The following is a 25,702-nucleotide window of genomic DNA, read 5'->3' as shown; positions in this document are numbered from 1 at the left end:
AAAGAGGGACACTATGAATAAGAAAGAACTGCATAAGTTTAATAATCGTTTTAACAGTTTTGTTTTAGCCTTTGAACAGTTGAAAAAGGATCAACATCGGAACAGTATTGATAAATCAATCACTATTAATGAAGTCCATTTGATTGATCTAATAGGCCGCAATCAGCCTGTGAATCTAGTGACATTATCTGAGTTACTTGAAGTATCTAGGAGTGCTATTACTCAGAGTGTTAGACGTTTAATCAAGAAAGACCTCGTTTCTTTTGAATTTGCACCAGATAATGAAAAAAATAAATATCTGATATTATCCAAAAAAGGGGTTGACGTTTTTAACATTCATAAAGAGCAGCAAGAATATATTGAAAAAACCATTTTTTCAGTTTTAAGAAACTATAGTGAAGAGGACCTTCAAATGGTTATGAAACTGATGGATGATGTTGAACAGGTATGGCAAGAGTTACCGTGGTAACAGTCACGGTAATTTTAAAACCATATTGTTAATTATGTTAACAAAAAAAGAGGAAGATATGACTATACAAATTGAACTGATCTCAGAGTCTGAGTTAGCAGACGAATCTTTTAGTATTGTCATCGATGGCTTAAAACCAAGGGAAACATATCGAGTCGAAATGTTTCTATCCGATTATTATTGTATCAATGCTCCCATGCTTTTAGCTCATGATGGTTTATGGAGATCAACAGGGATTTTTGTATCAGATAAGAATGGTATTATTGATATTTCACAAACTCCATCTTGTTCTGGCTCTTATGAAGGCATTTCAACAATGGGACTATTTTCTAATGCAAAGCCCTTGACCAATAAGAAAAAGAAGCTCCCAACCTCTCTTTCTAAAATTCCTTTACTAGATCGGTTTTTTGTGGAAATCAAAATTATGCAAGGAAATACTGTCATTGCAGAGAGAACTTTCACAAGACATTACATGAGTTCGCAAATTAGTCATAAAGATATTTATGGGAAACATTTTCAAGGGAGACTCTTCTATGATAAAAAGGCAATAAAAACACCAGCATTGATTATTGTGAGCGGTAGTGAAGGACGGATTGAAAAGGCACAGAACATAGCTCAGCTTTTATCTTCTAGAGGTTATATTTGCCTAGCAGTTGCCTACTTTGGTTTAGAGGGGTTACCAAAACATTTGGAACGTATTCCTTTAGAGTGCCTTGTGGAAGCAAAGGATTATCTACGTCAGCATCCTCAAGTAGATAGTGAAAGAATTGGAATCTATGGACGGTCTAAAGGAGCAGAGTTAGTTTTAGCTGAGGAGAGCATTTATAATGACGTTCAATGTTTGGTACTAAATTCCCCCTCTGATGTGGTGTATGAAGGGATAAGAGGGAAATGGAACTCTCATACTTCTTCTTGGACGCATTTGCAAAAAGAACTTACCTATCAAAAGTTTCAACTTAGAGATTATCTGTTCAGCAAACTTTTAAAAAAATCCTTCCCTAAAGATTGGTCTGCTAGGATAGATATTAGTAGACTCTCTTCGCCAATTTTATTGCTCGGAAGTATTGTTGATGAAATATGGGATGCCTCATCAGCAATTGATGATATTGTTTCACATTATAAAGGCCACCACATTACATTTAAAAAATACCATGAAACAGGTCACATGTTGACAGTGGCTTATCAACCAAATCATCGTTACCGAAGGGATTGGCGATTATTGATGAAAGAGAGTGAGGATTCTTGGTTGGCAACGATTCATTTTTTTGATAGGCATTTAAAGAAGTGATACTAGAAACTTTATGAGGATAAAATTAAAAGATAGTTCATTCCTACTTTTTGTGTTATTTTTTATCGGCAATTAAATATGGAAGTTGGCTTTTTATTGTAATACTTGATTTTTCAGAAGATACAGTTTATCTCTTCCATCTCGCCACTTGGACCCTCATTTTGACCGTTTATCCCCAAAAGTCGTTTTTATAACGGCTTTTTTGCTAGACTGATATTGTCAAAAAGGAGAGAGAACATGATTTTACAAGCTAAAAACATAAGCAAACGTTACGGAAATCATCTTGCCGTGGATAATATTCACTTACAATTTAAAAGAGGGACGTTCAATGCGATTCTAGGTCCGAACGGGGCTGGCAAATCGACGACAATTTCCATGTTGATTGGTTTGCAACAGTCAACGCAAGGCGACATTATTTATGAACCCGGTACTAAAATTGGAGTGGTCTTCCAAACCAGTGTTTTAGATGAGATGCTGACGGTTAGGGAAAATCTGATTATTCGTGCTAAACAGTATAAAGGTCTTAAACCTAATCGTGTGTCAGATCTCATTGATCGATTAGGTCTATCAGCTTTCCAAAAACAAAAATACGGGACGCTTTCAGGTGGCCAAAAGCGTCGGGTTGACATTGCGCGTGCACTTCTCTCACAACCAGATATATTATTCTTGGATGAGCCAACAACGGGTTTGGATATCCAAACTCGTAAGTCTATTTGGGATTTGCTCTATCAATTGCAGAGGGAAGAGGGGATGACCGTTGTACTGACCACGCATTATCTTGATGAAGCAGATGAAGCAAATCAGATTTATATTGTGGACCATGGGAAAGTGATTGCTCAAGGATCGGCATTAGATATTAAGAGTCAGTATGCAAAAAACATCTTGAAGATTCGCTTCAAGGAGATACAGCAGATAGAAAGTCTCAAAACTTCGGGAATGTCAGTAGAGCAACAAAGTCAATTGGAGTATGTTCTTCAACCCGAGAGTGAAAGGGAAGCCATTGATTACCTGGCGCAAGTTAGAGATAAAATAGCCCATTTTGAGTTTCGTCCAGGGACCATGGATGATGCCTTTATTGCACTTACAGGAAGGGAGGTCCGCTAATGCTAGCCTTACTAAAGCGGAATTTTTTATTATATTTTAGAAATCGTTCAGGGGTTTTCTTCTCCTTGTTGGGAGCCTTGATTTCCTTTATTCTCTATATTATTTTTCTTCAAAAGAATCTAACAGATGCTTGGGCTCAGCTCCCCAATAATGGTCCTTTGTTAAATAATTGGCTAATGAGTGGAACGCTTGCAGTGACAGGGATTACGACCAGTCTGGCTGCCTTGACTCAGTTGGTAAAGGACCGTGAACATCAAGTAGATCAGGATCTTTATTTATCGGATCAAGGGAAGTGGCGGTTACCATCTTCATATCTAGCGAGTGCAATCATCATTTCTTTTGCCATGCAGGTCCTTATGTGTGTGCTGATGTGTGGCTATTTTAGAGAAGTTCCCAAACTATCCATACTACCTGAAGTTCTCCTCATTATGTTGCTTAGTAGCCTGCTTTCTAGCTTGGTGAATGCCATTTTTGTTCACTTTTTCCAATCAGTAGATAGTCTTGGAAAGTTTGCGACCATAGTGGGTACAGCTTCCGGTTTTTTGGTAGGGACTTATGTACCTTTGGGCGTTCTACCTAATTTTGCTCAACTACTAATGAAATGTACCCCAGCAACTTATATTGCTGCACTTTATCGGCAAGTCCTCATGAATGAAACATTAAGTGAGACTTTTAAAGGTCAAGATGATCTTCGTCAAGAGTTCCAAGAGAAAATGGGTGTTCAACTCAAGTGGCAAGAGTTGTTGACAAAGGAAAATACTTACCTTATAGTGTTAGGAGGTATTCTTCTAGTAGGCATTCTTTGGGCTATTTTAGTGAAAAAGTCTAGTAAGAAAAAATAAGTGAGAGTTGGAATAGGAATGAAACTTCGTTTTGAAGAAAAGTCAGATATTTCGACAAAGGACCCCTGTGTGGTTATCCAAGCGGAGCGATTGTCTGATCAAGCACGAGAGGTAATGGATTACCTCGAACAATTTTCAGTTGTAAATCAAGTGGTGATTCCTATTAAAACGGATGATCATTTGGTTATGGTAAAAATTGATGATATTATCCTAGCTGAGATTGATAAGAATGTGTTAACGATTTATACAATAGACAAAACCTATACGATGAAAGAGACACTGACAAACTTTCAGCATCGCATCAATCGTCGAAGTTTTTTACAGATATCACGTCATGCTGTTATGAATATAGACCATTTGGAATCCCTATCGGATAGTTTTTCTGGCAATATGATGGCCAAAATGACAGGTGGAGTGAAGTCTAGTGTCAGCCGAAAATATGTCAAATCCTTGATGGATTATTTAGGGGTCTAGGAGGAACCTATGAAACGTTTTATTGCTTATTTTGTATCCGGCGTGAGAACGGGATCGTTCTTCTATCTTGCCCTCCTTTTACTAGGTCAATTATTTCCCCAGCTTATCTATCCAAAAGTTAGTGTGGGAAATATTTTAGCCCTCTTTATGATGAGTGGCTTAATGGGGATGCTCTCGTGGATTTTGGAAGAGCTTGACCGCATGTCGTATAGGCTTAGAGTAATCTTGCATTTCTTGTTGACAGCGATTGTACTGATAGGGACTTGTCTAATAGTGGGTTGGATTGATGCTGTGCTGAATCCGATCATATGGATTGTCTTCATTTCCGTTTATATTATTATCTGGCTTTACCTCATTTGGCAAATGCATATAAGAACCCAACGTATTAACCAAGCCTTATTACATCGTCGAAGCCAGAAAAAGAAAGAAAAGTAAGAAATTATACGAACTTCAAAAAAAGACTTTTTTGCCCCTTGACCCTCACGCCACGTCATAGCCTATACTCTTAATCAGAGAGGAGTTCTAATGAAATCTGTAAAAGAAGTGAGCCGACTATCAGGTGTCAGTGTGCGCACCCTTCATTATTATGACGAAATTGATTTGCTGAAACCGTCAGTTGTGGCTGAAAATGGTTACCGTTACTATAATCGCGATGCGGTTGTCCGTTTGCAGGAAATATTGCTTTACCGTGAGTTAGACTTTCCTCTCAAAAAAATTAAGGAAATCGTAGGTCAAGCAGGCTATGATAAAGTCCAGGCGCTTAAGGATCAAATCAAGCTTTTAGAGCTGAAAAAGTCCCGTTTAGAAGCTGTCATAGCCCATGCCAAGGCCTTACAAATGGAGGAAGAAGAAATGTCATTTGAAGCATTTGATCAAAAAGCTATGGAAGCATTTCAGGAAGAAGCTCAGGCTAGATGGGGTCAGACAGAAGCTTATCAAGCTTTTGCGGCTAAGGGAGAGGAGTCCTTCCCTGAAGTCACAAAAGAGATGACCACAATCATGTCTACTTTCGGCCAGCTCAAAGAGTCTAATCCTGATGACATTAGTGTTCAGGAGCAAGTAAAGGTGTTACAAGACTATATTAGTCAGCATTTTTATCCATGTGACCAAACGGTATTAGCTGGTCTAGGTCAGATGTACCAAACAGATAATCGCTTTTCTAGTTTTATCGATAAAGTCGGGGGATCAGGGACTGCAGTTTTTCTCGCAGAAGCTATTCGTATTTATTGTCAATAAACTAAAGCCAAAGTCTTAGGGACTTTGGCTTTTTCTCATGCCATAGTGACATTCATGTCACTATTTTTATAATCATTTAATGTTTATAATTAATGTATCGTTTTAGAAGGCGATTAGTTAAGTGTTTCTGCTATTTTGCTTGAAATAGATAAGCAGATAATTGGATAAAAGTTAATCAAATTCTAATCTAAATCAATTTTACGGAGGAAACCATGTCCATTTTAACCATTGACCACATCTCAAAGTACTATAATCTCGACGGTACGAACCAAGAGCGCGCTTTGAACGATGTTACACTTGAGATTGCACCAGGAAAGATCACTGCTATCTACGGTCCATCTGGCTGTGGTAAGACCAGTCTGCTCAGTATTATTAGCGGCTTGGATAGTCAGTATCAGGGAAATCTGTATTTCAAGAATCAGAACATGCGTGATTTTTCAGAGCGTGACCTGACCTATTTTAGAAAGGCCCATATTGGCTTTGTCTTTCAAAATTTCAATCTTATCCCTCATCAATCAGTCCTTGAAAATGTCAAGATGCCTCTTTACGTTAAAAATATGACTGATAAAGAGATGGTCGAGATTGCGGAAAAGGAGCTCAGTCGTCTTGGAATCGGAGAATTTATCAAGAAAAATGTTAAGCAGCTTTCTGGTGGGCAAAAACAACGTGTGGCCATTGCCCGTGCCCTAGTTAATAATCCAGAAATGATTGTGGCTGATGAACCGACTGGTTCTCTTGATTCTCAGTCTCAGGAAAATGTTCTTGAAATTTTTAAAGAGCTAGCCGAGGCAGGTAAGACTGTGATTATCGTAACCCATAACCCTGAGGTGGCGGATTATGCGGATGTTGTCATTAAAATGAAGGATGGTGAAGTCGTTGAAACAATCGAAAAATAAGGGATTGACCCTCAAGAATAAACTTAAATTGTCATTGAACAACTTTATGGAACGTAAGTGGCGTAATCTTTTGATTGCGACGGCAACTTCCATTGGTTTTATCGGTGTCCTAATTTCCTTTGGTTTGGGAAATGCTATTGTTGGTATGATTAATGACAGTACCGATGGTGGCAACATTCCATCCCAAATTCAGATCAGTCTTAGTGCTAAATCAGCAGCCAGAGGGGTTCTAAATGCGGATGACGAGAAGTTTATTCGTAGCCAGATTAAGAGTGATGACATTAAGTATTTGGAGAGTCCCTTTGGAATGAACATGGCAAGTCTTACCCTTGATGGCAAGACCATGGATTTCAGTAAGGATCTTCCTAACTATTCTCAGGTTATCAGTCTTTACAAGAACACAAAAATCTCTACCTCTCGCAATGATAAGGATAAAATTTCAGCTGGGAAACCTTTTAAATCTGCAGATGAAAAGGGCCTAACCCTTCCGATGAGTTTTGTCAAACACTACAACCAAGAAACAGGGAAGAAGCTCAAGGCTAAAGAATTTATCGGTAAAGAAATTTCAGCTCAGATTGTTGAAAATACTGCTGATGGAACTAAAGTAGCAGATATCAAGACTAAGATTGTCCGTATTGTTGATGACAGCGAGGATGCTGAAGAGAGCAATAGCTATATGCCAGCCAAACAATTGGAAGAATTGCTCAAAGAAAATGGCTTTACCAAAACAGTCTCTTACATGCTTTTGGAGCTCAAGGATCCAGCTAAGACTAAGGAAGTCACTAAAAAATTGCAGAAAAACAAGAAGTATCTGGTTCTTTCACAGCAGGCCATCTTAGATGTCATTATTAAATTCATCCGTGTGATCCAGGCCCTCTTGATTATCCTTTCGTCACAAGCTATCCTAGTTTCAGCTGTCATGATTGGAATTATCATCTATATTAACATCATGCAACGCTCAAAAGAGATTGGTGTTATGAAGGCTGTCGGTTATCTTAATCGTGACGTGAAAGCTATCTTTGTTTATGAGGCCCTCTGGATTACGGGTATCTCACTAGCTCTTGCCCTCCTTGTATCACAGGGGATTGGAACCCTGGCCAACATGATTGTTTCACATCTCTACCCAAGTGTCAGCAAGGTGTTTGATCTAAATCTGACATCAATTCTCATCATGTTTGGCTTCTCGCTCTTGATGGGCTATGTATCAGCCTACCTTCCAGCCCGTAAAATCAGTAAAATGGACCCTGTCGAGTCCCTAAGATATGAATAGAAATGAAGAGTAGTCTCCCCAGATTGCTCTTTTTTGTCAAAATTACCATTAGAATAATCGGAAAATCCAAACAATAATTAACTTTCTGAAAAGTGGAGACAATTGCCCAAAAATGCTATAATAGTCAGCATAAACAAGCTATAAGTAACAAAAAAGAAGTACCTATTCGATTGGAGGAATTCTATGTATAAAGATGACAGTTTAACCTTGCACACTGACTTGTATCAAATCAATATGATGCAGGTCTACTTCAACCAAGGTATTCACAATAAAAAGGCCGTTTTCGAAGTTTATTTCCGTCAACTTCCGTTTAAAAATGGCTTTGCTGTGTTCGCAGGTCTGGAACGTATTGTCAACTATCTTGAAAATCTGACTTTCTCAGAAACTGATATTGCTTATCTTAAGGATTTAGGATATCCTAAGGATTTTCTGGACTATCTAGCCAACCTAAAACTCGAGTTGACTATCAATTCAGCCCTTGAAGGTGATTTGGTATTTGCTAATGAACCGATTTTCCAAGTGGAAGGTCCCTTGGCTCAGTGTCAGTTAGTAGAGACTGCCTTGCTAAATATCCTCAATTACCAGATTCTTATTGCGACAAAAGCAGCTCGCATTCGCTCTGTCATTGAGGATGCTCCTTTGTTGGAGTTTGGGACACGTCGTGCACAAGAGATGGATGCAGCAATCTGGGGGACGCGTGCAGCCGTAATTGGTGGTGCGGATGCAACGTCAAATGTACGTGCCGGCAAGATTTTTGGAATCCCAGTTTCTGGTACCCATGCCCATGCCCTTGTTCAAGCCTATGGCAACGATTATGATGCCTTTAAAGCCTACGCATCTACTCATAAGGACTGTGTATTCCTTGTAGATACCTATGATACCCTTAAGATTGGTGTTCCTAATGCTATCCGTGTCGCTAAAGAGCTAGGTGATAAGATTAATTTCTTGGGTGTTCGTCTTGATTCAGGTGACTTGGCTTATCTATCGAAGCAGGTCCGTAAGCAACTAGATGCAGCCGGTTTCCCTGATGCCAAAATTTATGCTTCAAATGACCTTGATGAAAATACCATCCTCAACTTGAAGATGCAAAAGGCCAAGATTGATGTCTGGGGAGTGGGTACTAAGCTTATCACTGCCTATGATCAACCAGCCTTGGGTGCTGTCTACAAGATTGTCTCAATGGAAGATGATCAGGGTGTCATGCATGATACTATCAAGTTGTCCAACAATGCTGAGAAAGTTTCGACACCAGGTAAAAAGCAAGTCTGGCGTATTACGAGTCGTGCCAAGGGCAAATCAGAAGGTGACTATATCACCTTCGCAGACACGGATGTTAATGCTTTAGAAGAAATTAATATGTTCCACCCAACATATACCTACATTAATAAGACTGTTCGTGATTTCGATGCAGTGCCACTCTTGGTCCCAATCTACGACAAGGGGCAACTAATCTATGACTTACCAAGTCTTGATGAAATCAAGGCTTATGCGACTAAGGAATTGGACGAACTTTGGAATGAGTATAAGCGCGTGCTTAACCCTCAAGATTATCCAGTTGATTTGGCTAAAGATGTCTGGGATAACAAGATGACCTTGATTGATAATGTCCGTAAGAAAGCTCATGACCTGTCAGAGTAAAAGGAGAAATTATGACTTTGCAAGAAACTATTATTGCTCAACTAGGTGTTAAACCTAGCATTGATCCAAAGGAAGAAATTAGAAAATCCGTTGATTTTTTGAAGTCCTACATGCTCAAACATCCATTCCTTAAAACATATGTTTTGGGAATCTCAGGAGGTCAAGATTCTACATTGGCTGGCCGTCTGGCACAACTTGCGGTTGAAGAGCTCCGTGCAGAGACAGGAAAAGACTATCAGTTTATCGCCATTCGATTGCCATATGGTGTTCAAGCAGATGAAGATGATGCCCAACGTGCTCTTGCTTTTATCAAGCCAGATGTGAGTCTTACGGTTAACATCAAAGAAGCTGTTGACGGTCAGGTTGAGGAACTTGCTAAGGCAGGTGTCACTGTTTCTGACTTCAACAAGGGAAATATCAAGGCCCGTCAACGTATGATTACCCAATACGCGGTTGCGGGTGAAAATAGTGGGGCAGTTATCGGGACAGACCACGCCGCTGAAAACCTTACTGGCTTCTTCACAAAATTTGGCGATGGTGGTGCGGATATTTTGCCGCTCTTTCGTCTAAACAAGCGTCAAGGTGCAGCCCTTCTTGCAGAACTTGGTGCGGACAAGGCTCTCTATGAAAAAGTGCCAACAGCGGACTTGGAAGAGGACAAACCAGGAATCGCTGATGAGGTGGCACTTGGTGTGACCTATCGTGAAATTGATGACTACCTTGAAGGCAAGGAAGTCTCAGCTAAAGCCCAGGAAACGATTGAGTCTTGGTGGCGTAAAGGTCAACACAAACGTCACTTGCCAATCACTATTTTTGACGATTTTTGGAAATAAGAGGAGAATTGATTTATGATTAAAGCTTATATTGACTTTTGGAAACGTGCCTTTGATTTTAGCGGACGTTCGACTCGTCCAGACTACTGGTGGGCTTACTTGGTTAATGTCATTATTATTACTATTCTTACTGTTTTTTGTGTTCTTATTCCTTTCTTCAGTAATGTTGACCTTAGTGACCCAGCTCTGTTGAATAATCAGACTGAACTGCAAAAAATAATTATTACCTATGCTTGGCCACTAATGCTTTTTAGCTTAATTGAACTTATCCCTCAATTGTCTCTACAAATCCGTCGTTTAAGAGATGCAGGCTTTCATCCGGCTTGGGTACTTCTAAGTTATATAGGGCTTGTACCAATCTTGGTTATCTTCTCATTGATTGGAAGCATTGTCCTCCTTATCATGTCTTGTCAACCAACGAAACTAGCACCTGAAACGCAGTTTGATAAAGTTGAATAAGATTGTCGTACCCCTAGGTTTAACCTAGGGGTATTTTTAAATTGAATTTTCAGAAATTAGTGATAAAATAGAGAAGAATAAGGCTTAAAAGGAGGAATCTTATGACTTCACTATCAACGGATTTCACAGATAAACTATTTGCAGAATATGAGGCCAATGCCAAGTACAGTGCTATTGAGAATGCTGTAACTCATAATGGCTTGCTCAAATCCATCGAAACACGTCGATCAGAAGTTGAAAATGACCATGTTTTCTCAATCGATTTGACTAAAGATGAGGTGTCTAACCAAAAGGCTTCAGGACGTTGCTGGATGTTTGCGGCACTAAATACTTTCCGCCATAAATTAATCTCAGACTTCAAATTGGAAAGTTTCGAGCTTTCTCAAGCCCACACCTTCTTCTGGGACAAGTATGAAAAATCAAACTGGTTCTTGGAACAAATTATTGCTACAGCAGATCAAGAGATTGGCAGTCGTAAGGTTAAATTCCTTTTGGATACCCCTCAACAAGATGGTGGACAATGGGATATGGTCGTATCACTTTTTGAAAAATATGGTGTTGTGCCAAAATCAGTTTATCCAGAATCTGTAGCTTCAAGCAATAGTCGTGAGCTTAATCAATACCTCAATAAGCTTCTTCGTCAAGATGCTCAAATTTTACGTGATTTGATTGCTGGTGGTGCTGTTCAAGCTGCTGTTCAAGCTAAGAAGGAAGAGCTTCTTCAAGAAATCTTCAACTATCTTGCCATGACTCTTGGCTTACCACCACGTCAGTTTGATTTTGCCTACCGAGATAAAGATGACAACTATCAATCTGAGAAAAATATCACACCACAAGCTTTCTTTGAAAAATATGTGGGTCTAAAACTCAGTGATTATGTGTCAGTTATCAACGCTCCAACAGCTGATAAACCTTACGGAAAATCTTATACTGTTGAGATGTTGGGTAATGTTGTGGGTGCACCAAGTGTTCGTTATATCAACCTCCCAATGGACCGTTTCAAAGAGCTTGCAATTGCACAGATGAAGTCTGGAGAAACTGTTTGGTTTGGTTCAGATGTTGGTCAAGTTTCAGACCGTCAAAAAGGTATTCTTGCAACTAATGTTTATGACTTTACAGCTAGCATGGATATTAACTTGACTCAAGATAAGGCAGGACGTTTGGACTACAGTGAATCTCTCATGACTCATGCCATGGTATTGACTGGGGTTGATTTGGATGCCGATGACAAACCTGTTAAATGGAAAGTTGAAAACTCTTGGGGAGACAAGGTTGGACAAAAAGGTTACTTTGTCGCTTCTGATGCCTGGATGGATGAATACACTTATCAAATCGTTGTCCGCAAAGACTTCCTTACAGCTGAAGAATTGGCAGCCTATGAAGCAGAGCCACAAGTACTTGCTCCTTGGGATCCAATGGGAGCCCTTGCTTCAAAATAAGACAATACATGAAAACACTGGAAATTTTCCAGTGTTTTTTATAGTTTCTTTAAAATCTATCGGTAAAAAAAGAGTTATCCAATCAGATAACCCTTTTTATTTCTTATTCTTCTGCTGTAGCAGTGTTTGAATTTGAATGTTCAGAGCCATTAGAAGAGGCCGATGTCGATGGATTTGTTGAAGCATCAGGACCGTACTGTTGACTATCTTGTGAACTTGATGAGTCACTGCTTTGGCTTGAGTCTAAACTTGATGATGAGCTAGATGTTCCAAGTGATCCTGTGTAAACATTTGATGTTGAAGAACCAGTAAGGAAGACATAGCTACCATTATTATAAACACCGCTAGGCATATCGAAATCTTCAGAACCCGCACCATACATCTGGTTAAGGTAGCTACTTGTTACACCGTAGATTTGTTTAGCAATGTCAAGGTCTGAATCATGAAGTGGTGTTTTACGGTTTTTGTAACCTGTCCAAATCGCCATTGAATACTTAGTATTGTAACCAACGAAATTTTCATCTGGAACCATAAGATAAGCATAGACGCCACTTTCTTTTTGTACCTTGTAGTATTCATCGTCATCATAGTTAGATGTACCAGTCTTACCAGCATTGAATGTACCAGGGACATAAGCTTCAGTCGCTGAACCACCTGTCATTACTTGTTTCAACATGCTTGTCATCATGTAAGCTGTTTGTGGCGACATGGCCTCGACACCTTTAGAATCAAATGATTTTGTTGAACCGTCTTCAAATTTGATTGATTTAATGTAAGATGGTTTATAGTAAGTACCGCCATTTGCAAAGGCAGCATAGGCCGCAGCTATTTTCTCGCTTGATGCACCGTACTTAGGATCTGACGATGTTGTTGAAGATGAGATGGCATTGGAGTAGAACATTTCTGGATACTCAATACCTAAATCCTTCAAGAAGGACTGGGCATAGTCCAACCCTACAGCTTGAAGAGCTTTAACGGCTGTTACGTTACGTGATTGTTGAAGCGCATAAGTCAATGAAATGCTTCCGTAATACTTACGGTCCCAGTTGTGAATTGGCGTTGAGGAACCTGGGAAATTGTAAGGATTATCGTAAACAGTCGTACCAGTGTTTGTATAAACACCTTTTTCAATAGCAGGAGCATAGTCAGTGATTGGTTTCATTGCAGAACCCCAGTCACGGTCTGTTTGAACAGCTTGGTTGGTACCAAGTGCAATGTTTTCGTCTTGGTGACGTGAACCCAATTGGGCAACGACACGACCATTAGTAACATCAATAATAGTAGAAGCAACTTGGAGACTATCGTTTGGATAGTATACGTAGTCGTTAGTATTATAGACGTTCCAGATATATTTTTGAATATCTGGATTAAGGTTAGTGTAGACGTCGAGACCTGCTGAGTAAATATCAGCGTTGGCATCGGTAGATACCTGTTCAATAACTTGTTTGATGTAGTTATCTAAGTATGGCTCATAGCTAGCTTTCTTCGTAAGTGGAAGAAGGCCATCTGATACATCAGTTGCTTTAGCTTGCTCGTACTCTTCTTTAGAAATATTCTTGTCTTCATACATTTCGTCAAGAACAGTGTTACGACGTTCTTTGGCAGCATCTGGATTAGCATAAGGGTCATATTGTGTTGGTGCTTGTGGAATACCAGCAAGAAGAGCTGCTTGGGCAACAGAGAGGTCGCTCAAGTCCTTACCAAAGTAATATTTAGCTGCAGTCTTCATACCGTAGTAACCATTACCCATATAAACCTTATTAATATAGAAGGTCAAGATTTCTTGTTTAGTGAATTGACGCTCCATTTGGAGTGACAACCAGATTTCTTGTGACTTACGTTTAAGGGTTTGGTCAGAAGTGTTAGTTGAGAAGTAAGCCAACTTAATCAACTGTTGGTCGAGTGTAGACCCCCCTTGGGTGCTGCTACGACGAAGGTTGTTAACAGCTGCCCCCATGATACGGTAGACGTCAATCCCACGGTGAGTGAAGAAACGTTTATCCTCGATAGAGGTGATGGCATTAACTAGAGTTGTTGGAATTTCATCTGTTGATGCACTCTCACGTTTCTCAGCTCCCAAGTCGGCAACAAGACTACCATTAGCGTCGTAAATCTTACTTGAGTTTGTTGATTGCAGTTTGTTCTCGGTAAGTTTAGGAACACTGCTAACATAGTAGGCAAAGAGGCTACCACCAGCGATGACACAGACTACAAAGAAAGTAAGCAGTCCAATAAATCCGTATTTTGCAATACGCCAGCCCAAACTTTGGTCTGAAGCGGCAGAGCGTTTTCCTTTGCTATAGCGAGAAGAATCTGAACGCTTGACCTTGATGTTTTTAGCACGTTTAGTCAAACCGTTAAGTGATTCTTTAAAGTTGCTGAAATTAAATTTAGCCATTATGTGTTACCACCTAATAATTTTTCAATGATTTCTAAGTAAGGAACTTGAGGATAAGCTACTTCTGCAATTGCATAGCCTCTTTTTTTGATATAATCAAGAGGCATTGATTTCGTCCCTTTATCAATCTGATAAAAAGCGATTAAGTCTTTGGCAGGCAGAAGGTAGGTTTCCTTAAGCGTCGAGAAGTGAAGTAGCACGAAGCAGATCCCATCTTGACTGATGACCTGAGACATGTGCTCAATTTGATGCGCATGAAAGTTTTTCATAGGCATGGATGTCTTTTGTCGTGTCTCTTTGGCTTCAAAATCAATGTAGTATCCTTTGTAAACGCCGGAGTAGTCGGTAGTAGAAGCTTGTCTAAAGTAAGCTTCTACAATCTTCGCCCGTGAGCGTTTGGGATAATCGACTTTGACAATTTGAACAGGGGTAGGTTTTTTATGAATAACGGCTAAACCACGCGACAAATAGTAATCATTAGTCGCGTTAATAGCAGATTCAAAGCTCATCCCCCGATTGGCAAAGTCAACTCTATTTGATTTTTTAGGACGTACTTGTGCTATCTTACGAGATATCTGATGGGGATAGTTTACCATTTCTTTCCCTTCTTCTTTATAAGATATGCATAAAGACTATTTTATTATACCATAAAATGAATGAGGAAAACAACAAATGACATCACTACTGGTAACTGGCTATAAGAGCTTTGAACTTGGTGTTTTTAAAGATAATGATCCCAAGGTAACTATCATAAAAAAAGCTATTAAGCGTGATTTTAAGCGTTTTTTGGATGAAGGGGTAGACTGGATAATTTTTACTGGAAATCTTGGTTTTGAATTTTGGGCGTTGGAAGTGGCTAAGAAACTTCAAGAAGATTACTCTTTGAAATTAGCCACCCTTTTTCCATTTGAAACGCATGGGCAGAATTGGAATGAAGCGAATCAGGCCAAACTTGCAGCTTTTAAGCAGGTCGATTTTGTTAAGTATAGTTTTCCTGCCTACCAATCACCAGCTCAATTCAAACAGTTTAACCAGTTTCTCATTGACAATACCGATCAGGCCTATGTGTTTTATGAACCTGAAAATGAAACAAATCTGAAATATTTTTACGATATGATGTTAGAAGCAAAGGACTATCCTCTATCTAGGCTGACTTTTGATGACCTCAATGAGTTGATGTCAGAATAGGATATAATTGTTTTTTAAGCTTGCAATTTTATTATTTTTTCTGTATCATAAAAACATTAGACAGTAAAGTATTAGTAAGTTAGATAAGACAAGTATTGGAGAGTATCATGGCTAAAATTAATTTAACGCCCAAGAAAATCTACGAACAAGAATTTAAAACTAGTATGCGTGGGTACGATAAAAAAGAAGTTGATGAATTTCTAGATGATGTCATCAAAGACTATGGTGTTTATATTGCACTGGTTAAGGAACTGCAAGAGGAAAATGCAAAATTGAAGGCTAAAGCCTCAGCTGCTCCTGCGAGTCGTTCAGCTTATGCAAGTACAACAAGTGAACCATCGCGTGCCACTGCCAATGTAGCTTCATCTTCAAACTACGATATTTTAAAACGTATCAGTCGTTTGGAAAAAGAAGTCTTTGGAAAACAAATTGTCGAATAACTCTGGTTTTGTGCAATTTTTGGATAATCGCATGGTTGTTAGTCTTCCATGAGGAAAGTCCATGCTAGCACTGGCTGTGATGCCAGTAGTGTTTGTGCTAGGTGAATCAATAAGCCTAGGGACTTGATTCTCAAGTTACGGCGAGTGAACCGGCTAAGTCGTTGGATAGGTCTTAGTAGCTCTGAAAGTGCCACAGTGACGGAGTTTTTAGGGAAACCTAAAAAGTGGAACGCGGTAAACCCCTCAAGCTAGCAACCCAAACTTTGGTAGGGGCATGGGATGGCTGGAAACGAACGGACCATCCTGACTGCTTTGCAGTAGACAGATGATTATCGAAGGAAGTGGTGCCTAGTCACTTCTGGAACAAAACATGGCTTATAGAAAATTGCATATAGGTGAGGCTGAGACGCATGTCTCAGCCTTCTTTTAGCAAGAATTCTCTCTTTTATATTTAAAGAAAAGAGTGGGAAATAAGCTATCGGTTAAGAAAGTTTGTACGCGTAACAATGAGATAAAAGGATGACAATGAAAGAAACATTTACATTAGTAGCAACTGCAGCAGCAGGTCTTGAGGCTGTGGTTGGACGTGAATTGCGTGAGTTAGGTTATGACACGCAGGTTGAAAATGGTAAGGTGCGTTTCCAAGGTGGTGTTCGTGCAATTGCTGAAACCAACCTTTGGTTGAGAGCAGCAGATCGTATCAAGATTGTAGTGGGTGAATTTCCAGCACGTACCTTTGAGGAACTCTTTCAGGGAGTTTTTGCTTTAGACTGGGAAAATTATCTTGCGCTAGGTGCAAAGTTTCCAATTTCTAAGGCTAAATGTGTTAAATCAAAGCTTCATAATGAGCCATCTGTTCAGGCGATTTCAAAAAAAGCTGTCGTTAAGAAATTGCAGAAGTATTTCCACCGTCCAGAAGGAGTGCCTCTCCAAGAAACAGGAGCGGAATTTAAGATTGAAGTCTCTATTTTGAAGGATAAGGCTACGGTTTTGATTGATACCACAGGTGCTAGTCTCTTTAAGCGTGGCTACCGTACTGATAAAGGTGGAGCACCGATTAAAGAAAATATGGCGGCTGCTATCCTTGAACTTAGTAATTGGTATCCGGATAAACCATTGATTGACCCGACTTGTGGTTCAGGGACCTTCTGTATTGAGGCTGCAATGATTGGCATGAACATTGCACCAGGATTTAATCGTGATTTTGCCTTTGAAGCATGGAATTGGGTGGATAAGGATTTAGTACAGTCGATACGTGATGAAGCAGATAGCAAGGCAAACTACGATATTGAATTAGATATTATGGGTTGTGATATTGATGGCCGTATGGTTGAAATTGCAAAAGCCAATGCTCGTGAGGCAGGTCTTGAAGATGTTATTAAATTGAAACAAATGCGTTTACAGGACCTGAAAACAGATAAAATCAATGGTGTCATTATTTCAAACCCTCCTTATGGTGAGCGTTTGTTGGATGACAAGGCTGTGGATATCTTGTATAATGAAATGGGTCAAACTTTTGCGCCACTTAAAACTTGGAGCAAGTTTATCTTGACCAGCGATGAACAATTTGAAAGCAAATACGGTATGAAAGCCGATAAAAAACGTAAGCTTTATAACGGAACCCTCCGTGTTGATTTATATCAATATTTTGGAGAGCGTGTTCGCCGTTCTGAGGCTAGAAAGGTAAATTAAACGTGTCAGAAGATAAAACACAAAATGGCTATGAAGGTAGCCAAGAGCTAGATTTCCAAGATGCCAAGGAAATGACGGTCGGTGAGGCTGTCCGAAAAGAAGCCGAGATTAATGCTGGTGTAACAGAAACAGATAGCATTTTGGATAAGTATATCAAGCAACACCGCGAAGAAGTTGCCTCACAAAAATTTTCAAAGAAAATTGAAGCTGACGGCGACACATCACCTTTGGATGCTTTTATTCAAAAGCAACGTCAGGAGTTTGCGGATTCAGGTTTGATTGGTCAATCAATGGCTAATGAGTCAATCAACTCAACAACAGCTACTGAAGAAGTAACACCGGTCACATTTGGTTTTGGTGCTACAGATAACAAGGCTGATGAAACTCAATCTCATATTGACAAGCAGTTGCCAAATGCCCCTGTTGAACCTGAGGTTATTGCAGAACCAGAAAGTCAAAGTTCTGAAGTTATCATTACGTCAACAAATGCTGATCGTTTCATCACGTCAGAAACAGAAAAATTTGACCTTGGTGATGCACTCGCTGATTCATCTACTTCAACTAATCAGCCAGCCTATAACGATGCATTGGTAGATAATATTGATGATAACAATCCTTTGATTGCTAACATTGATGATCCAGAACCACAAAATCCTGCTGTTGCCAATGTTGCCAATATTGACGGTACTGAGCCACAAGCTTCAAAACCTTTGTTGGATGATGTTACTATTTCAGACACTATTGATTTGGCAGCTATTGCATCAACAGTGGCAGGGGTAACTGGAGTAAAAGCTGATGAAGAAAAGACAACACCAAAAGTGTCTATGGCAGTTAATCGCCCATCTGCAGAAGACAGAATCTCTTCAGAGTCTGTTTCACCATCGCATAAGAGTGCCTTTGATGGTGACATTCCAGTTTACCGTCGTAAAGGTGTTGTTATCGGTGCTCTAGCAGTTCTTGCTTTAGCTATTATCGGTGGTAGCTATGCTCTTTATAAAGGAACACATAGCCAATCGGCGAAAACAACAAGCACAGCTTCTTCAGCAGTGACATCATCATCAAGCAAGGATACGTCAGCTGCTGATAATAAGGCCTTTGAAGAAATGTATAAGAATTTCTTCACAGATGACGAGCAAACGAAACTCGCTAATGATCAATTTGGTAAGTTATCAGATTTGGAAAAACTGCTCAAGAAATTGGAGAAAACCAAGTATTATGATGCAGCTAAGAAAAAATATGATAACTTGAAGAAACAAATTGAAGCTGTACAAAAGATTAACAGTCAGTTTGAGTCAGATGCTCTTGTAGATGGTAGCTATAATGCCTCTATTGCTGTTAAATCAGATGCTAACTTTAATAATCTTCCAGAAAGTGTAACAACAACTGGAAATGCGAGTCTCGACAGCACTGTCCAAGAAGCTATTAAGGGTGGTAAGACTCAGCTTGAAGAAAAAGCTAAGGCTGCGAGCGCAACATCTGCAGCGACAGCTGCTGCCAGCGCCAATACTGCTAGTCCTGCTGCACCTTCAGGTGATAACACATCTGGAGCAGCTTCTAATGGTGATGGTGCGGCCGCATCAAATACTTCTGGAGCGCAAAATGGAGCAGCTAATTCAGCAGATTCAGCAGGTTCAACTGGTGCGACTGGAGGAACTACTGGTGGCTCAGCTGCAGCTTCAACAGTTGTAACACGCGGAATCACAAATTATAACCCATCAATCCTTCAACGTAATCGCTCACGTGTGCCTTATAATGCAAACGTAGTAGCAGATACAAGTAACCCAGCTTGGACATGGGCTGATGGTGTTCTTGATAAGATTATCGAAACATCACACTCACGTGGTTACTTCTCAGGAGATAACTTCATCCTTGAGCCAGTCAACATCATCAATGGTAATGGTTACTACAACTTGTACCTTCCAGATGGAACTTACCTCTTCAGTATTAACTGTAAGACAGGTTACTATGTTGGTAATGGTTCAGGTCACTCAGATAAACTTGATTACGAATAATAATCTGCGACACTCCTTCGGGAGTGTTTTTTGTTTTATCTTGGTGAAGGCCTAGTTTATAAGGATTTTGTGCTATAATAGAGGGATAAGATAGGGGTGAATACTATGGCAAAATTGATGCCGGGTAGAGTCCGTAATGAGGGTATTGAACTTTTTGAAAAGGATCTCATTACCATTCATCAGGTCTCAGAAACTCAGTTGGATACAACAGTTGACCAACATCATTTAATTTATACACTCAATGATTCTGAAATCACGTGTGACTGTGATTATTTCGCTCAAAAAGGCTATTGTCCCCATTTAGCAGCGATTGAGTATTATCTAAAAAACGATAAAGAAGGCCAGCGTCTATTGGCAGAATTGGAAGAGGAACAAGAGTCCTCTCAGGGACAAGAGCGAGGACACTCTTTTGGTGGTTTATTTTTAGAAGGCCTTTCCCTAAATGAGGATGATACTGTTAGATATAGCTTGATGGTAGAGGGAGAGGAATCTACCTTTGGTTCAGAGATTTGGTGGAGTATACGTTTACGTCGCTTACCAGATGAACGTTCTTATGTTATTCGAGATATTCCTGCCTTTCTCAAACTTGTAGAGGCTGAGGGTTATTATCAGATAGGTAAGAACTATTATGAACCCCTATCGCTTATTCAATTTGATCAGGCTTCACAGGCATTTTTAGACTTCTTAGGACGGATGATTCCAGATGAAGCCAAGATTAATTTAGACTTTATTTTACCGAATAATGCACGTCATCTTTGTCTCCCCTACGGTTTTTTTGAGGAAGGTTTGAGACGGATGCAAGATTTGGATGGCTTTAGGTTTGAATGGGAAGGAACCGAATATCACCGACTTTTGGTTGAGGATTTGACTGCTGATTCCCATCTCTTCTCGTTTGATATTTCTGTCGAGCCTAAGATGATTGAATTGACTGTTGCTGAGAAGAATAGTCAGGCCTTTTTTAATAATCGTATTCTCTTTTATCAAGGTGTTTTTTATCGCTTGAATCGAAAACAACAAAAACTTTTGGTTGGTTTACGCTCTCTTCCAATCGGAAGCGATTTGAATAAGCATGTCAGCTTTAATCTTGATGAACAAGCCATCTTGGCTGCTAGTCTTTTTGATTTTAGGACTATGGGACCAGTTAAAGCTCCTAAAGCCTTTAATATCAAGGATTTTACACCGAGATTTCACTTTGACCTGAAAGGTGACAGTGAGGTTATACTTACATTAGCCTTTGATTTTGATGGTTTCCTAGTCCATAATCGACAAGAGTTGAGTCATTTAGGATTTACGAGTAACTATCGTCATGAGCAGGCTGTTTTCCGTTTGATGGCTAAGCATGAATTCACCCCTGATTTTCAGTCATCTAAACGATTAAGTAGCAGTCAAGAGCTCTATGATTTCTTTACGAATACTCTACCAGAATTTGAAAATACAGGGACGGTTCTGATTGGGCAGGAGTTGCGTGACTTACGGGTTGAACAGAGTCCACAGGTTCAGGTAGAGCGTCAGGGGAATTTATTAGATATTTCCTTTGATTTTTCAAGTCTTGACGATGAAGATGTGGATCATGCTTTAGCAGCTTTGATGGAAAGTTCGCCCTATTTTATCAATCGTAGTGGTCAGTTGATTGTTTTTGACGAAGCGACGCATCGTATTAGTGAGAGTCTCAAAACTCTAAGAGCTCGATATTCAGGGCAAGGTCACCTAGAACTAAATCAATTGACTGCCTATCAATTAATGGATGCTCTTTCAGAAAGTGATTCTGTTCGTTTTTCAAAAGATTTCCAACTCTTAACGCAACATTTGAGTAAACCAGAGACCTTTGATTTGCCAACTTATAAGGTAGAAGCTGACCTTCGTCCCTACCAGGAAAAGGGTGTTCAGTGGCTATCTATGTTGCATCACTATGGTTTTGGCGGTATCTTGGCCGATGATATGGGGTTGGGGAAAACCTTGCAGACCATTGCCTATCTCTCTGCACATTTAGAAGAAGAGCAACGAGTCTTGGTTTTGTCACCATCAAGCCTGATTTACAATTGGCAGGATGAGTTTAAAAAGTTCGCTCCTCAGTTAGATGTAGCGGTTTCTTATGGACTCAAGCCAAGACGTGATGACATCATTGCTGAAGACCACCAGATTATTATTACAAGCTACGCTTCCTTCCGTCAGGATTTTGATGCCTATAAGGCTGGTAAATATGACTATCTCATTCTTGATGAGGCTCAGGTCATGAAGAATACACAGACAAAGATTGCCCAATATCTACGTGATTTTTCTGTTCCACATTGCTTAGCACTATCTGGAACGCCTATTGAAAATCATTTGTTGGAGATTTGGTCTATTTTCCAAATTATTCTACCAGGACTTTTACCGGCTAAGAAAACTTTCCTTAAGTTAACACCAAAGGAAGTGGCTAGGTATATTTCTCCCTTTATTCTAAGACGTAGGAAAGAAGAGGTCCTTCCTGATTTACCAGATTTGATTGAAATCACTCACCAAAGTGAATTGTCAGATGCTCAAAAAGCTATCTATTTAGCGCAATTGCAACAGATGCAGCAAGGTTTAATTTCTGCAAGTGATCAGGAAATCAACCGTCGTAAGGTGGAAATTTTGTCAGGAATTACCCGCTTACGACAAATCTGTGATACCCCAGCTCTTTTTATGGACTATGCTGGAGATAGCGGAAAATTAGATAGCCTAAGAGAGTTGCTTAGTCAAATTAAGGAATCAGACCACCGTGTTCTTATCTTTTCACAATTTCGTGGGATGTTAGATATTACAGAGGGGCTCTTACAAGAATTAGGTATTTCCTCTTATAAGCTAATAGGGTCAACGCCATCTGATAGTCGTCAAGAGATGACCAGAGCCTTCAATCAAGGAAGTCGAGATGCCTTTTTGATTTCTCTAAAAGCAGGAGGAGTGGGACTGAATCTAACTGGTGCTGATACGGTTATTCTGATTGACCTTTGGTGGAATCCAGCGGTAGAAATGCAGGCTATTAGTCGTGCGCATCGTATAGGTCAGGAACAAAATGTCGAAGTTTACCGTTTGATTACAAGAGGGACTATTGAAGAGAAAATTCTTGAGCTTCAAGAAGGCAAGAAAAACCTGGTAACAACCGTCTTGGATGGCAATGAAAGCCGTGCCAGCATGACCGTTGAGGATATTAAAGAAATTCTTGGTATTGCAATATCTTAATTTGTTATATTTGATATTGAAATACTAAGAGGTAAAAATGCTACTAGGCAAATCTTTTGAATTAGGCTATAATAGAATATTGCAAGACGTATCTTCCCATTCCCGATTATTTATATTAAGATACGCATCATCTCGAAAATGAAAGGAAGTCTTTTATGCATCGCCAAAGACGACAATTTCCGCTGATTCCAGACGGGGAACCTTGCTTGCAAGAACCGGTCTCTATGCGCCTATACGAAAATGAAGATTTAATCACAAATATCCGTGGCCCTTACCAAGATAAGGACTACAATGATTTGTTGCCGAACTATGATTTCTTGTCAGCTAAGCCTAGCAATCGTAAGCAGGCTCCAAAACGAGTGGAGACACAAGAGGCTGGCATGACTTATGCTGAGGAAGCGCGTGAAAAGGCTAAGCGTGATGTACGTGAGAAACGCCAAAAATTCCTCCGCCAAGAAGTTCAACAAACCAAACATACTAATAGCCGTCAACTGACTGCTAAGCCTAAGGTAGAAGCTAAACCAAGCTTTGAGGCTACTGTTGAGCCAGCTGCTGTAACAACGGATAAAGGACCAGTGACAGCCTCTATCTTGGGAGCTCCTGTAAGTGCTATCAAGCGAACTTTAGCACCTAATGGGAAGCACTCAAAGATCCATCACTTGGCAAATCGTCTGCAACAAGATTCTTACATCTTGGCAGAAGTGGCTCCAACCTATCAACAGCCTAGTAACCCATCTCGTAAGAAGGTCAAGAAAAATAGCTATGACTTCTTGAAACGTAGCCAGGTTTATAATTACCCAGAACGTCAAACTTACCGTGAACACCGAGTTGCTCAAGAATTAAATTTGACGCATTTAGAAGACGCAAACTAATCGCAGTGCGATTGTAAGGAGAAACTATGTCAAAAACTTATCATTTTATTGGAATTAAAGGATCTGGTATGTCAGCTTTGGCTTTGATGCTCCACCAAATGGGACACAAGGTTCAAGGTTCAGATGTGGAAAAATATTACTTCACTCAACGTGGTCTTGAGCAAGCAGGTATCCCTATTCTTCCTTTCGATGAAAAAAACATCACAGAAGATGTTGAATTGATTGCTGGAAATGCCTTTCGTGAAGATAACAACGTTGAAGTTGCTTATGCAATTAAAAATGGCTACAGCTTTAAGCGTTATCACGAGTTCTTGGGTCACTTCATGGATCAATTCACTAGCTTTGGTGTGGCAGGTGCACATGGTAAGACTTCTACAACAGGTCTCTTGTCACATGTTATGAAAAATATCACCGACACGTCATACCTTATCGGTGACGGAACTGGACGAGGTTCTGCTAATGCACAATACTTTGTCTTTGAGTCTGATGAATATGAACGTCATTTCATGCCATACCACCCAGCATACTCAATCATCACTAACATTGACTTTGACCATCCTGATTACTTTACAAGTATCGATGATGTGTTCTCTGCCTTTGATGACTATGCTAAGCAAGTGCAAAAAGGACTCTTTGTTTACGGTGAGGATCCACACCTTCGTAAGATTACAGCCAATGCGCCAATCTATTACTATGGTTTCGAAGAAAATGATGACTTTATAGCAACAGACATTGTGCGTACAACGACAGGGTCTAATTTTAAGGTGAAACATGATGGACAAATCCTTGGAGAATTCCATGTGCCAGCCTATGGTCGTCACAATATCTTGAATGCAACTGCGGTTATTGGGACCCTCTATGTAGCTGGTTTCGACATGGACTTGGTTGCAGAACACCTTAAAACTTTCTCAGGTGTTAAACGTCGTTTCACAGAAAAAATTATCAGTGGTACTGTTGTCATCGATGACTTTGCTCACCATCCAACTGAAATTATTGCAACGCTTGATGCAGCACGCCAAAAGTACCCATCTAAAGAGATTGTTGCTATTTTCCAACCACATACCTTCACACGTACCATTGCTCTTCTTGATGAATTTGCTGAAGCTTTGAACGAAGCAGATGCTGTTTATTTGGCGCAAATCTATGGTTCAGCGCGTGAAGTTGACCATGGTGATGTTAAGGTTGAAGATCTTGCTGCTAAGATCAATAAACCGGCCAAAGTGGTTACAGTTGAAAATGTCTCACCTCTCCTTGATCATGACAATGCTGTTTATGTCTTTATGGGAGCTGGGGACATCCAACTTTACGAACGCTCGTTTGAAGAGCTCCTAGCAAGCTTGCAAACACACATGTAATATATTAAGGGCTGTAGCGATTTCGCTCAGCTCTTTCTCTTAATAGAAAGGAATTTAGTATGCTTATTCGACATGCCCGAGAGGATGATTGGGCTGATGTTGCCCGTATCGAACAAGATAATTTTTCACCTGAAGAGGCTGCAACTCCAGAGGCTATTGCGGAGCGTTTAAAGACGATTTGTGATACCTTTCTAATTGCTGAAATTGATGGCGTTGTAGCTGGCTACATTGAAGGGCCTGTGATTGCGGAACGTTATCTTACAGATGACTTGTTCCATAGGGTGGTTCCTAATGCTAGTCAAGGAGGCTTTATTGCAGTTACTAGTTTGTCTATCTCCAAAGACTTTAAAGGGCAAGGGATTGGTACAGCCTTGATTGCAGCGCTTAAGGATCTGGCTATCGCCCAAAAACGCCAAGGTATTAGTTTGACTTGCCATGATTACCTGATTGCCTATTATGAGATGAATGGTTTCACTGATGAAGGAGAATCAGAATCAAATCATGGCGGTAGCACTTGGTATAATATGGTTTGGGAGAATCCAGAAACCCATTGAATTCAGTGTTACGTTACTGTGACAAAGGACCAATTGATTTGC

General features: G+C 39.9%; 23 protein-coding genes and 1 other RNA gene. 22 read left to right on the top strand and 2 right to left on the bottom strand.

Features of this window, described 5'->3' with window-relative positions; all coding sequences use genetic code 11:
* Positions 1-13: 13 nt before the first annotated feature.
* From HMPREF2637_RS00600 to pepC, 13 genes are all read left to right on the top strand, one after another.
* Entirely contained in the window at positions 14-469 is a 456-nt protein-coding gene (locus HMPREF2637_RS00600; protein ID WP_064525498.1) for a MarR family transcriptional regulator, read from the top strand.
* Between the two features lie 58 nt (positions 470-527).
* Positions 528-1,757, top strand: coding sequence for an acyl-CoA thioesterase/BAAT N-terminal domain-containing protein (locus HMPREF2637_RS11225; protein ID WP_064525500.1), 1,230 nt, complete (start codon positions 528-530; stop codon positions 1,755-1,757).
* Positions 1,758-1,994: 237 nt separating this feature from the next.
* Positions 1,995-2,861, top strand: coding sequence for an ABC transporter ATP-binding protein (locus HMPREF2637_RS00590; RefSeq protein ID WP_064525503.1), 867 nt, complete (start codon positions 1,995-1,997; stop codon positions 2,859-2,861).
* Positions 2,861-3,703 carry an ABC transporter permease gene (locus HMPREF2637_RS00585; RefSeq protein ID WP_064525506.1) on the top strand — a complete coding sequence of 281 codons (843 nt, stop codon included), beginning with the start codon at positions 2,861-2,863 and terminating at the stop codon, positions 3,701-3,703. The genes HMPREF2637_RS00590 and HMPREF2637_RS00585 overlap by 1 nt, the downstream gene beginning before the upstream one ends.
* Positions 3,704-3,721: 18 nt before the next feature.
* A complete protein-coding gene (locus HMPREF2637_RS00580; protein WP_021151391.1) occupies positions 3,722-4,177 on the top strand; it encodes a LytTR family DNA-binding domain-containing protein in 456 nt (151 codons plus the stop codon).
* Positions 4,178-4,186: 9 nt separating this feature from the next.
* Positions 4,187-4,612 (top strand): DUF3021 domain-containing protein, encoded by a 426-nt coding sequence (locus HMPREF2637_RS00575; RefSeq protein WP_070838902.1) that lies wholly within the window; start codon positions 4,187-4,189, stop codon positions 4,610-4,612.
* Positions 4,613-4,702: 90 nt separating this feature from the next.
* Positions 4,703-5,413 carry a MerR family transcriptional regulator gene (locus HMPREF2637_RS00570; RefSeq protein WP_070838901.1) on the top strand — a complete coding sequence of 237 codons (711 nt, stop codon included), beginning with the start codon at positions 4,703-4,705 and terminating at the stop codon, positions 5,411-5,413.
* 212 nt (positions 5,414-5,625) lie between these two features.
* Positions 5,626-6,309 (top strand): ABC transporter ATP-binding protein, encoded by a 684-nt coding sequence (locus HMPREF2637_RS00565; protein ID WP_002883700.1) that lies wholly within the window; start codon positions 5,626-5,628, stop codon positions 6,307-6,309.
* Complete coding sequence (locus HMPREF2637_RS00560; protein ID WP_083320392.1) at positions 6,278-7,579, top strand: ABC transporter permease; 1,302 nt, start codon at positions 6,278-6,280, stop codon at positions 7,577-7,579. The genes HMPREF2637_RS00565 and HMPREF2637_RS00560 overlap by 32 nt, the downstream gene beginning before the upstream one ends.
* A gap of 183 nt (positions 7,580-7,762) precedes the next feature.
* Complete coding sequence (locus HMPREF2637_RS00555) at positions 7,763-9,217, top strand: nicotinate phosphoribosyltransferase (protein WP_070838900.1); 1,455 nt, start codon at positions 7,763-7,765, stop codon at positions 9,215-9,217.
* A gap of 11 nt (positions 9,218-9,228) precedes the next feature.
* Positions 9,229-10,050, top strand: a complete 822-nt coding sequence (gene nadE / locus HMPREF2637_RS00550) for an ammonia-dependent NAD(+) synthetase (protein ID WP_070838899.1) — start codon at positions 9,229-9,231, stop codon at positions 10,048-10,050.
* Between the two features lie 15 nt (positions 10,051-10,065).
* Positions 10,066-10,509 carry a DUF805 domain-containing protein gene (locus HMPREF2637_RS00545; protein ID WP_070838898.1) on the top strand — a complete coding sequence of 148 codons (444 nt, stop codon included), beginning with the start codon at positions 10,066-10,068 and terminating at the stop codon, positions 10,507-10,509.
* Positions 10,510-10,610: 101 nt separating this feature from the next.
* Positions 10,611-11,948: an aminopeptidase C gene (gene pepC / locus HMPREF2637_RS00540; RefSeq protein WP_070838897.1), complete on the top strand. Its 1,338-nt coding sequence runs from the start codon at positions 10,611-10,613 to the stop codon at positions 11,946-11,948.
* Between the two features lie 103 nt (positions 11,949-12,051).
* Here pepC and pbp1a read toward each other — a convergent pair whose 3' ends face one another.
* Together pbp1a and recU are read right to left on the bottom strand one after the other, a co-directional pair.
* The gene (gene pbp1a / locus HMPREF2637_RS00535; protein WP_070838896.1) at positions 12,052-14,346 is read right to left on the bottom strand and encodes a penicillin-binding protein PBP1A; all 2,295 of its coding nucleotides are present in this window, start codon (positions 14,344-14,346) and stop codon (positions 12,052-12,054) included.
* Positions 14,346-14,942 (bottom strand): Holliday junction resolvase RecU, encoded by a 597-nt coding sequence (gene recU, locus HMPREF2637_RS00530; protein ID WP_070838895.1) that lies wholly within the window; start codon positions 14,940-14,942, stop codon positions 14,346-14,348. Before recU ends, pbp1a begins: the two co-directional genes overlap by 1 nt.
* 76 nt (positions 14,943-15,018) lie before the next feature.
* Between recU and HMPREF2637_RS00525 the strand changes: the two genes are divergently transcribed.
* The 9 genes from HMPREF2637_RS00525 (at position 15,019) to HMPREF2637_RS00485 (ending at position 25,660) form a co-directional block, all read left to right on the top strand.
* On the top strand, positions 15,019-15,534 hold the full coding sequence (locus HMPREF2637_RS00525) for an SLOG family protein (protein ID WP_070838894.1): 516 nt from the start codon (positions 15,019-15,021) through the stop codon (positions 15,532-15,534).
* 107 nt (positions 15,535-15,641) lie between these two features.
* Entirely contained in the window at positions 15,642-15,974 is a 333-nt protein-coding gene (gene gpsB, locus HMPREF2637_RS00520; protein WP_004183742.1) for a cell division regulator GpsB, read from the top strand.
* 15 nt (positions 15,975-15,989) lie between these two features.
* Positions 15,990-16,357: RNase P RNA component class B (gene rnpB / locus HMPREF2637_RS00515), an RNA gene on the top strand.
* A 142-nt stretch (positions 16,358-16,499) separates the two neighbouring features.
* Positions 16,500-17,666, top strand: a complete 1,167-nt coding sequence (locus HMPREF2637_RS00510; protein ID WP_070838914.1) for a THUMP domain-containing class I SAM-dependent RNA methyltransferase — start codon at positions 16,500-16,502, stop codon at positions 17,664-17,666.
* A gap of 2 nt (positions 17,667-17,668) precedes the next feature.
* A complete protein-coding gene (locus HMPREF2637_RS00505; RefSeq protein ID WP_070838893.1) occupies positions 17,669-19,678 on the top strand; it encodes a cell division site-positioning protein MapZ family protein in 2,010 nt (669 codons plus the stop codon).
* A 105-nt stretch (positions 19,679-19,783) separates the two neighbouring features.
* Complete coding sequence (locus HMPREF2637_RS00500; protein ID WP_070838892.1) at positions 19,784-22,879, top strand: pilus expression-regulating Snf2 family helicase; 3,096 nt, start codon at positions 19,784-19,786, stop codon at positions 22,877-22,879.
* Positions 22,880-23,034: 155 nt separating this feature from the next.
* On the top strand, positions 23,035-23,751 hold the full coding sequence (locus tag HMPREF2637_RS00495) for a divisome accessory protein ZapJ (protein ID WP_070838891.1): 717 nt from the start codon (positions 23,035-23,037) through the stop codon (positions 23,749-23,751).
* Between the two features lie 26 nt (positions 23,752-23,777).
* Positions 23,778-25,106 (top strand): UDP-N-acetylmuramate--L-alanine ligase, encoded by a 1,329-nt coding sequence (gene murC, locus HMPREF2637_RS00490; protein WP_070838890.1) that lies wholly within the window; start codon positions 23,778-23,780, stop codon positions 25,104-25,106.
* Positions 25,107-25,165: 59 nt separating this feature from the next.
* Positions 25,166-25,660 carry a GNAT family N-acetyltransferase gene (locus tag HMPREF2637_RS00485; RefSeq protein WP_037598959.1) on the top strand — a complete coding sequence of 165 codons (495 nt, stop codon included), beginning with the start codon at positions 25,166-25,168 and terminating at the stop codon, positions 25,658-25,660.
* The last annotated feature ends 42 nt before the right edge of the window (positions 25,661-25,702 follow it).

Source organism: Streptococcus sp. HMSC065H07 (genome assembly GCF_001837325.1).
GTDB classification, from domain to species: Bacteria; Bacillota; Bacilli; order Lactobacillales; family Streptococcaceae; genus Streptococcus; species Streptococcus salivarius_H.
This window is presented reverse-complemented; position numbering and strand designations above follow the sequence as displayed.

Coding starts and splice junctions, on each gene's coding strand:
- recU (WP_070838895.1), bottom strand. CDS start 14,942: ATGGTAAACTATCCCCATCAGATATCTCGTAAGATAGCACAAGTACGT.
- pepC (WP_070838897.1), top strand. CDS start 10,611: ATGACTTCACTATCAACGGATTTCACAGATAAACTATTTGCAGAATAT.
- HMPREF2637_RS00560 (WP_083320392.1), top strand. CDS start 6,278: ATGGTGAAGTCGTTGAAACAATCGAAAAATAAGGGATTGACCCTCAAG.
- HMPREF2637_RS11225 (WP_064525500.1), top strand. CDS start 528: ATGACTATACAAATTGAACTGATCTCAGAGTCTGAGTTAGCAGACGAA.
- HMPREF2637_RS00580 (WP_021151391.1), top strand. CDS start 3,722: ATGAAACTTCGTTTTGAAGAAAAGTCAGATATTTCGACAAAGGACCCC.
- nadE (WP_070838899.1), top strand. CDS start 9,229: ATGACTTTGCAAGAAACTATTATTGCTCAACTAGGTGTTAAACCTAGC.
- HMPREF2637_RS00500 (WP_070838892.1), top strand. CDS start 19,784: ATGGCAAAATTGATGCCGGGTAGAGTCCGTAATGAGGGTATTGAACTT.
- HMPREF2637_RS00485 (WP_037598959.1), top strand. CDS start 25,166: ATGCTTATTCGACATGCCCGAGAGGATGATTGGGCTGATGTTGCCCGT.
- HMPREF2637_RS00545 (WP_070838898.1), top strand. CDS start 10,066: ATGATTAAAGCTTATATTGACTTTTGGAAACGTGCCTTTGATTTTAGC.
- HMPREF2637_RS00600 (WP_064525498.1), top strand. CDS start 14: ATGAATAAGAAAGAACTGCATAAGTTTAATAATCGTTTTAACAGTTTT.
- HMPREF2637_RS00565 (WP_002883700.1), top strand. CDS start 5,626: ATGTCCATTTTAACCATTGACCACATCTCAAAGTACTATAATCTCGAC.
- gpsB (WP_004183742.1), top strand. CDS start 15,642: ATGGCTAAAATTAATTTAACGCCCAAGAAAATCTACGAACAAGAATTT.
- pbp1a (WP_070838896.1), bottom strand. CDS start 14,346: ATGGCTAAATTTAATTTCAGCAACTTTAAAGAATCACTTAACGGTTTG.
- murC (WP_070838890.1), top strand. CDS start 23,778: ATGTCAAAAACTTATCATTTTATTGGAATTAAAGGATCTGGTATGTCA.
- HMPREF2637_RS00555 (WP_070838900.1), top strand. CDS start 7,763: ATGTATAAAGATGACAGTTTAACCTTGCACACTGACTTGTATCAAATC.
- HMPREF2637_RS00495 (WP_070838891.1), top strand. CDS start 23,035: ATGCATCGCCAAAGACGACAATTTCCGCTGATTCCAGACGGGGAACCT.
- HMPREF2637_RS00570 (WP_070838901.1), top strand. CDS start 4,703: ATGAAATCTGTAAAAGAAGTGAGCCGACTATCAGGTGTCAGTGTGCGC.
- HMPREF2637_RS00510 (WP_070838914.1), top strand. CDS start 16,500: ATGAAAGAAACATTTACATTAGTAGCAACTGCAGCAGCAGGTCTTGAG.
- HMPREF2637_RS00525 (WP_070838894.1), top strand. CDS start 15,019: ATGACATCACTACTGGTAACTGGCTATAAGAGCTTTGAACTTGGTGTT.
- HMPREF2637_RS00575 (WP_070838902.1), top strand. CDS start 4,187: ATGAAACGTTTTATTGCTTATTTTGTATCCGGCGTGAGAACGGGATCG.
- HMPREF2637_RS00590 (WP_064525503.1), top strand. CDS start 1,995: ATGATTTTACAAGCTAAAAACATAAGCAAACGTTACGGAAATCATCTT.
- HMPREF2637_RS00585 (WP_064525506.1), top strand. CDS start 2,861: ATGCTAGCCTTACTAAAGCGGAATTTTTTATTATATTTTAGAAATCGT.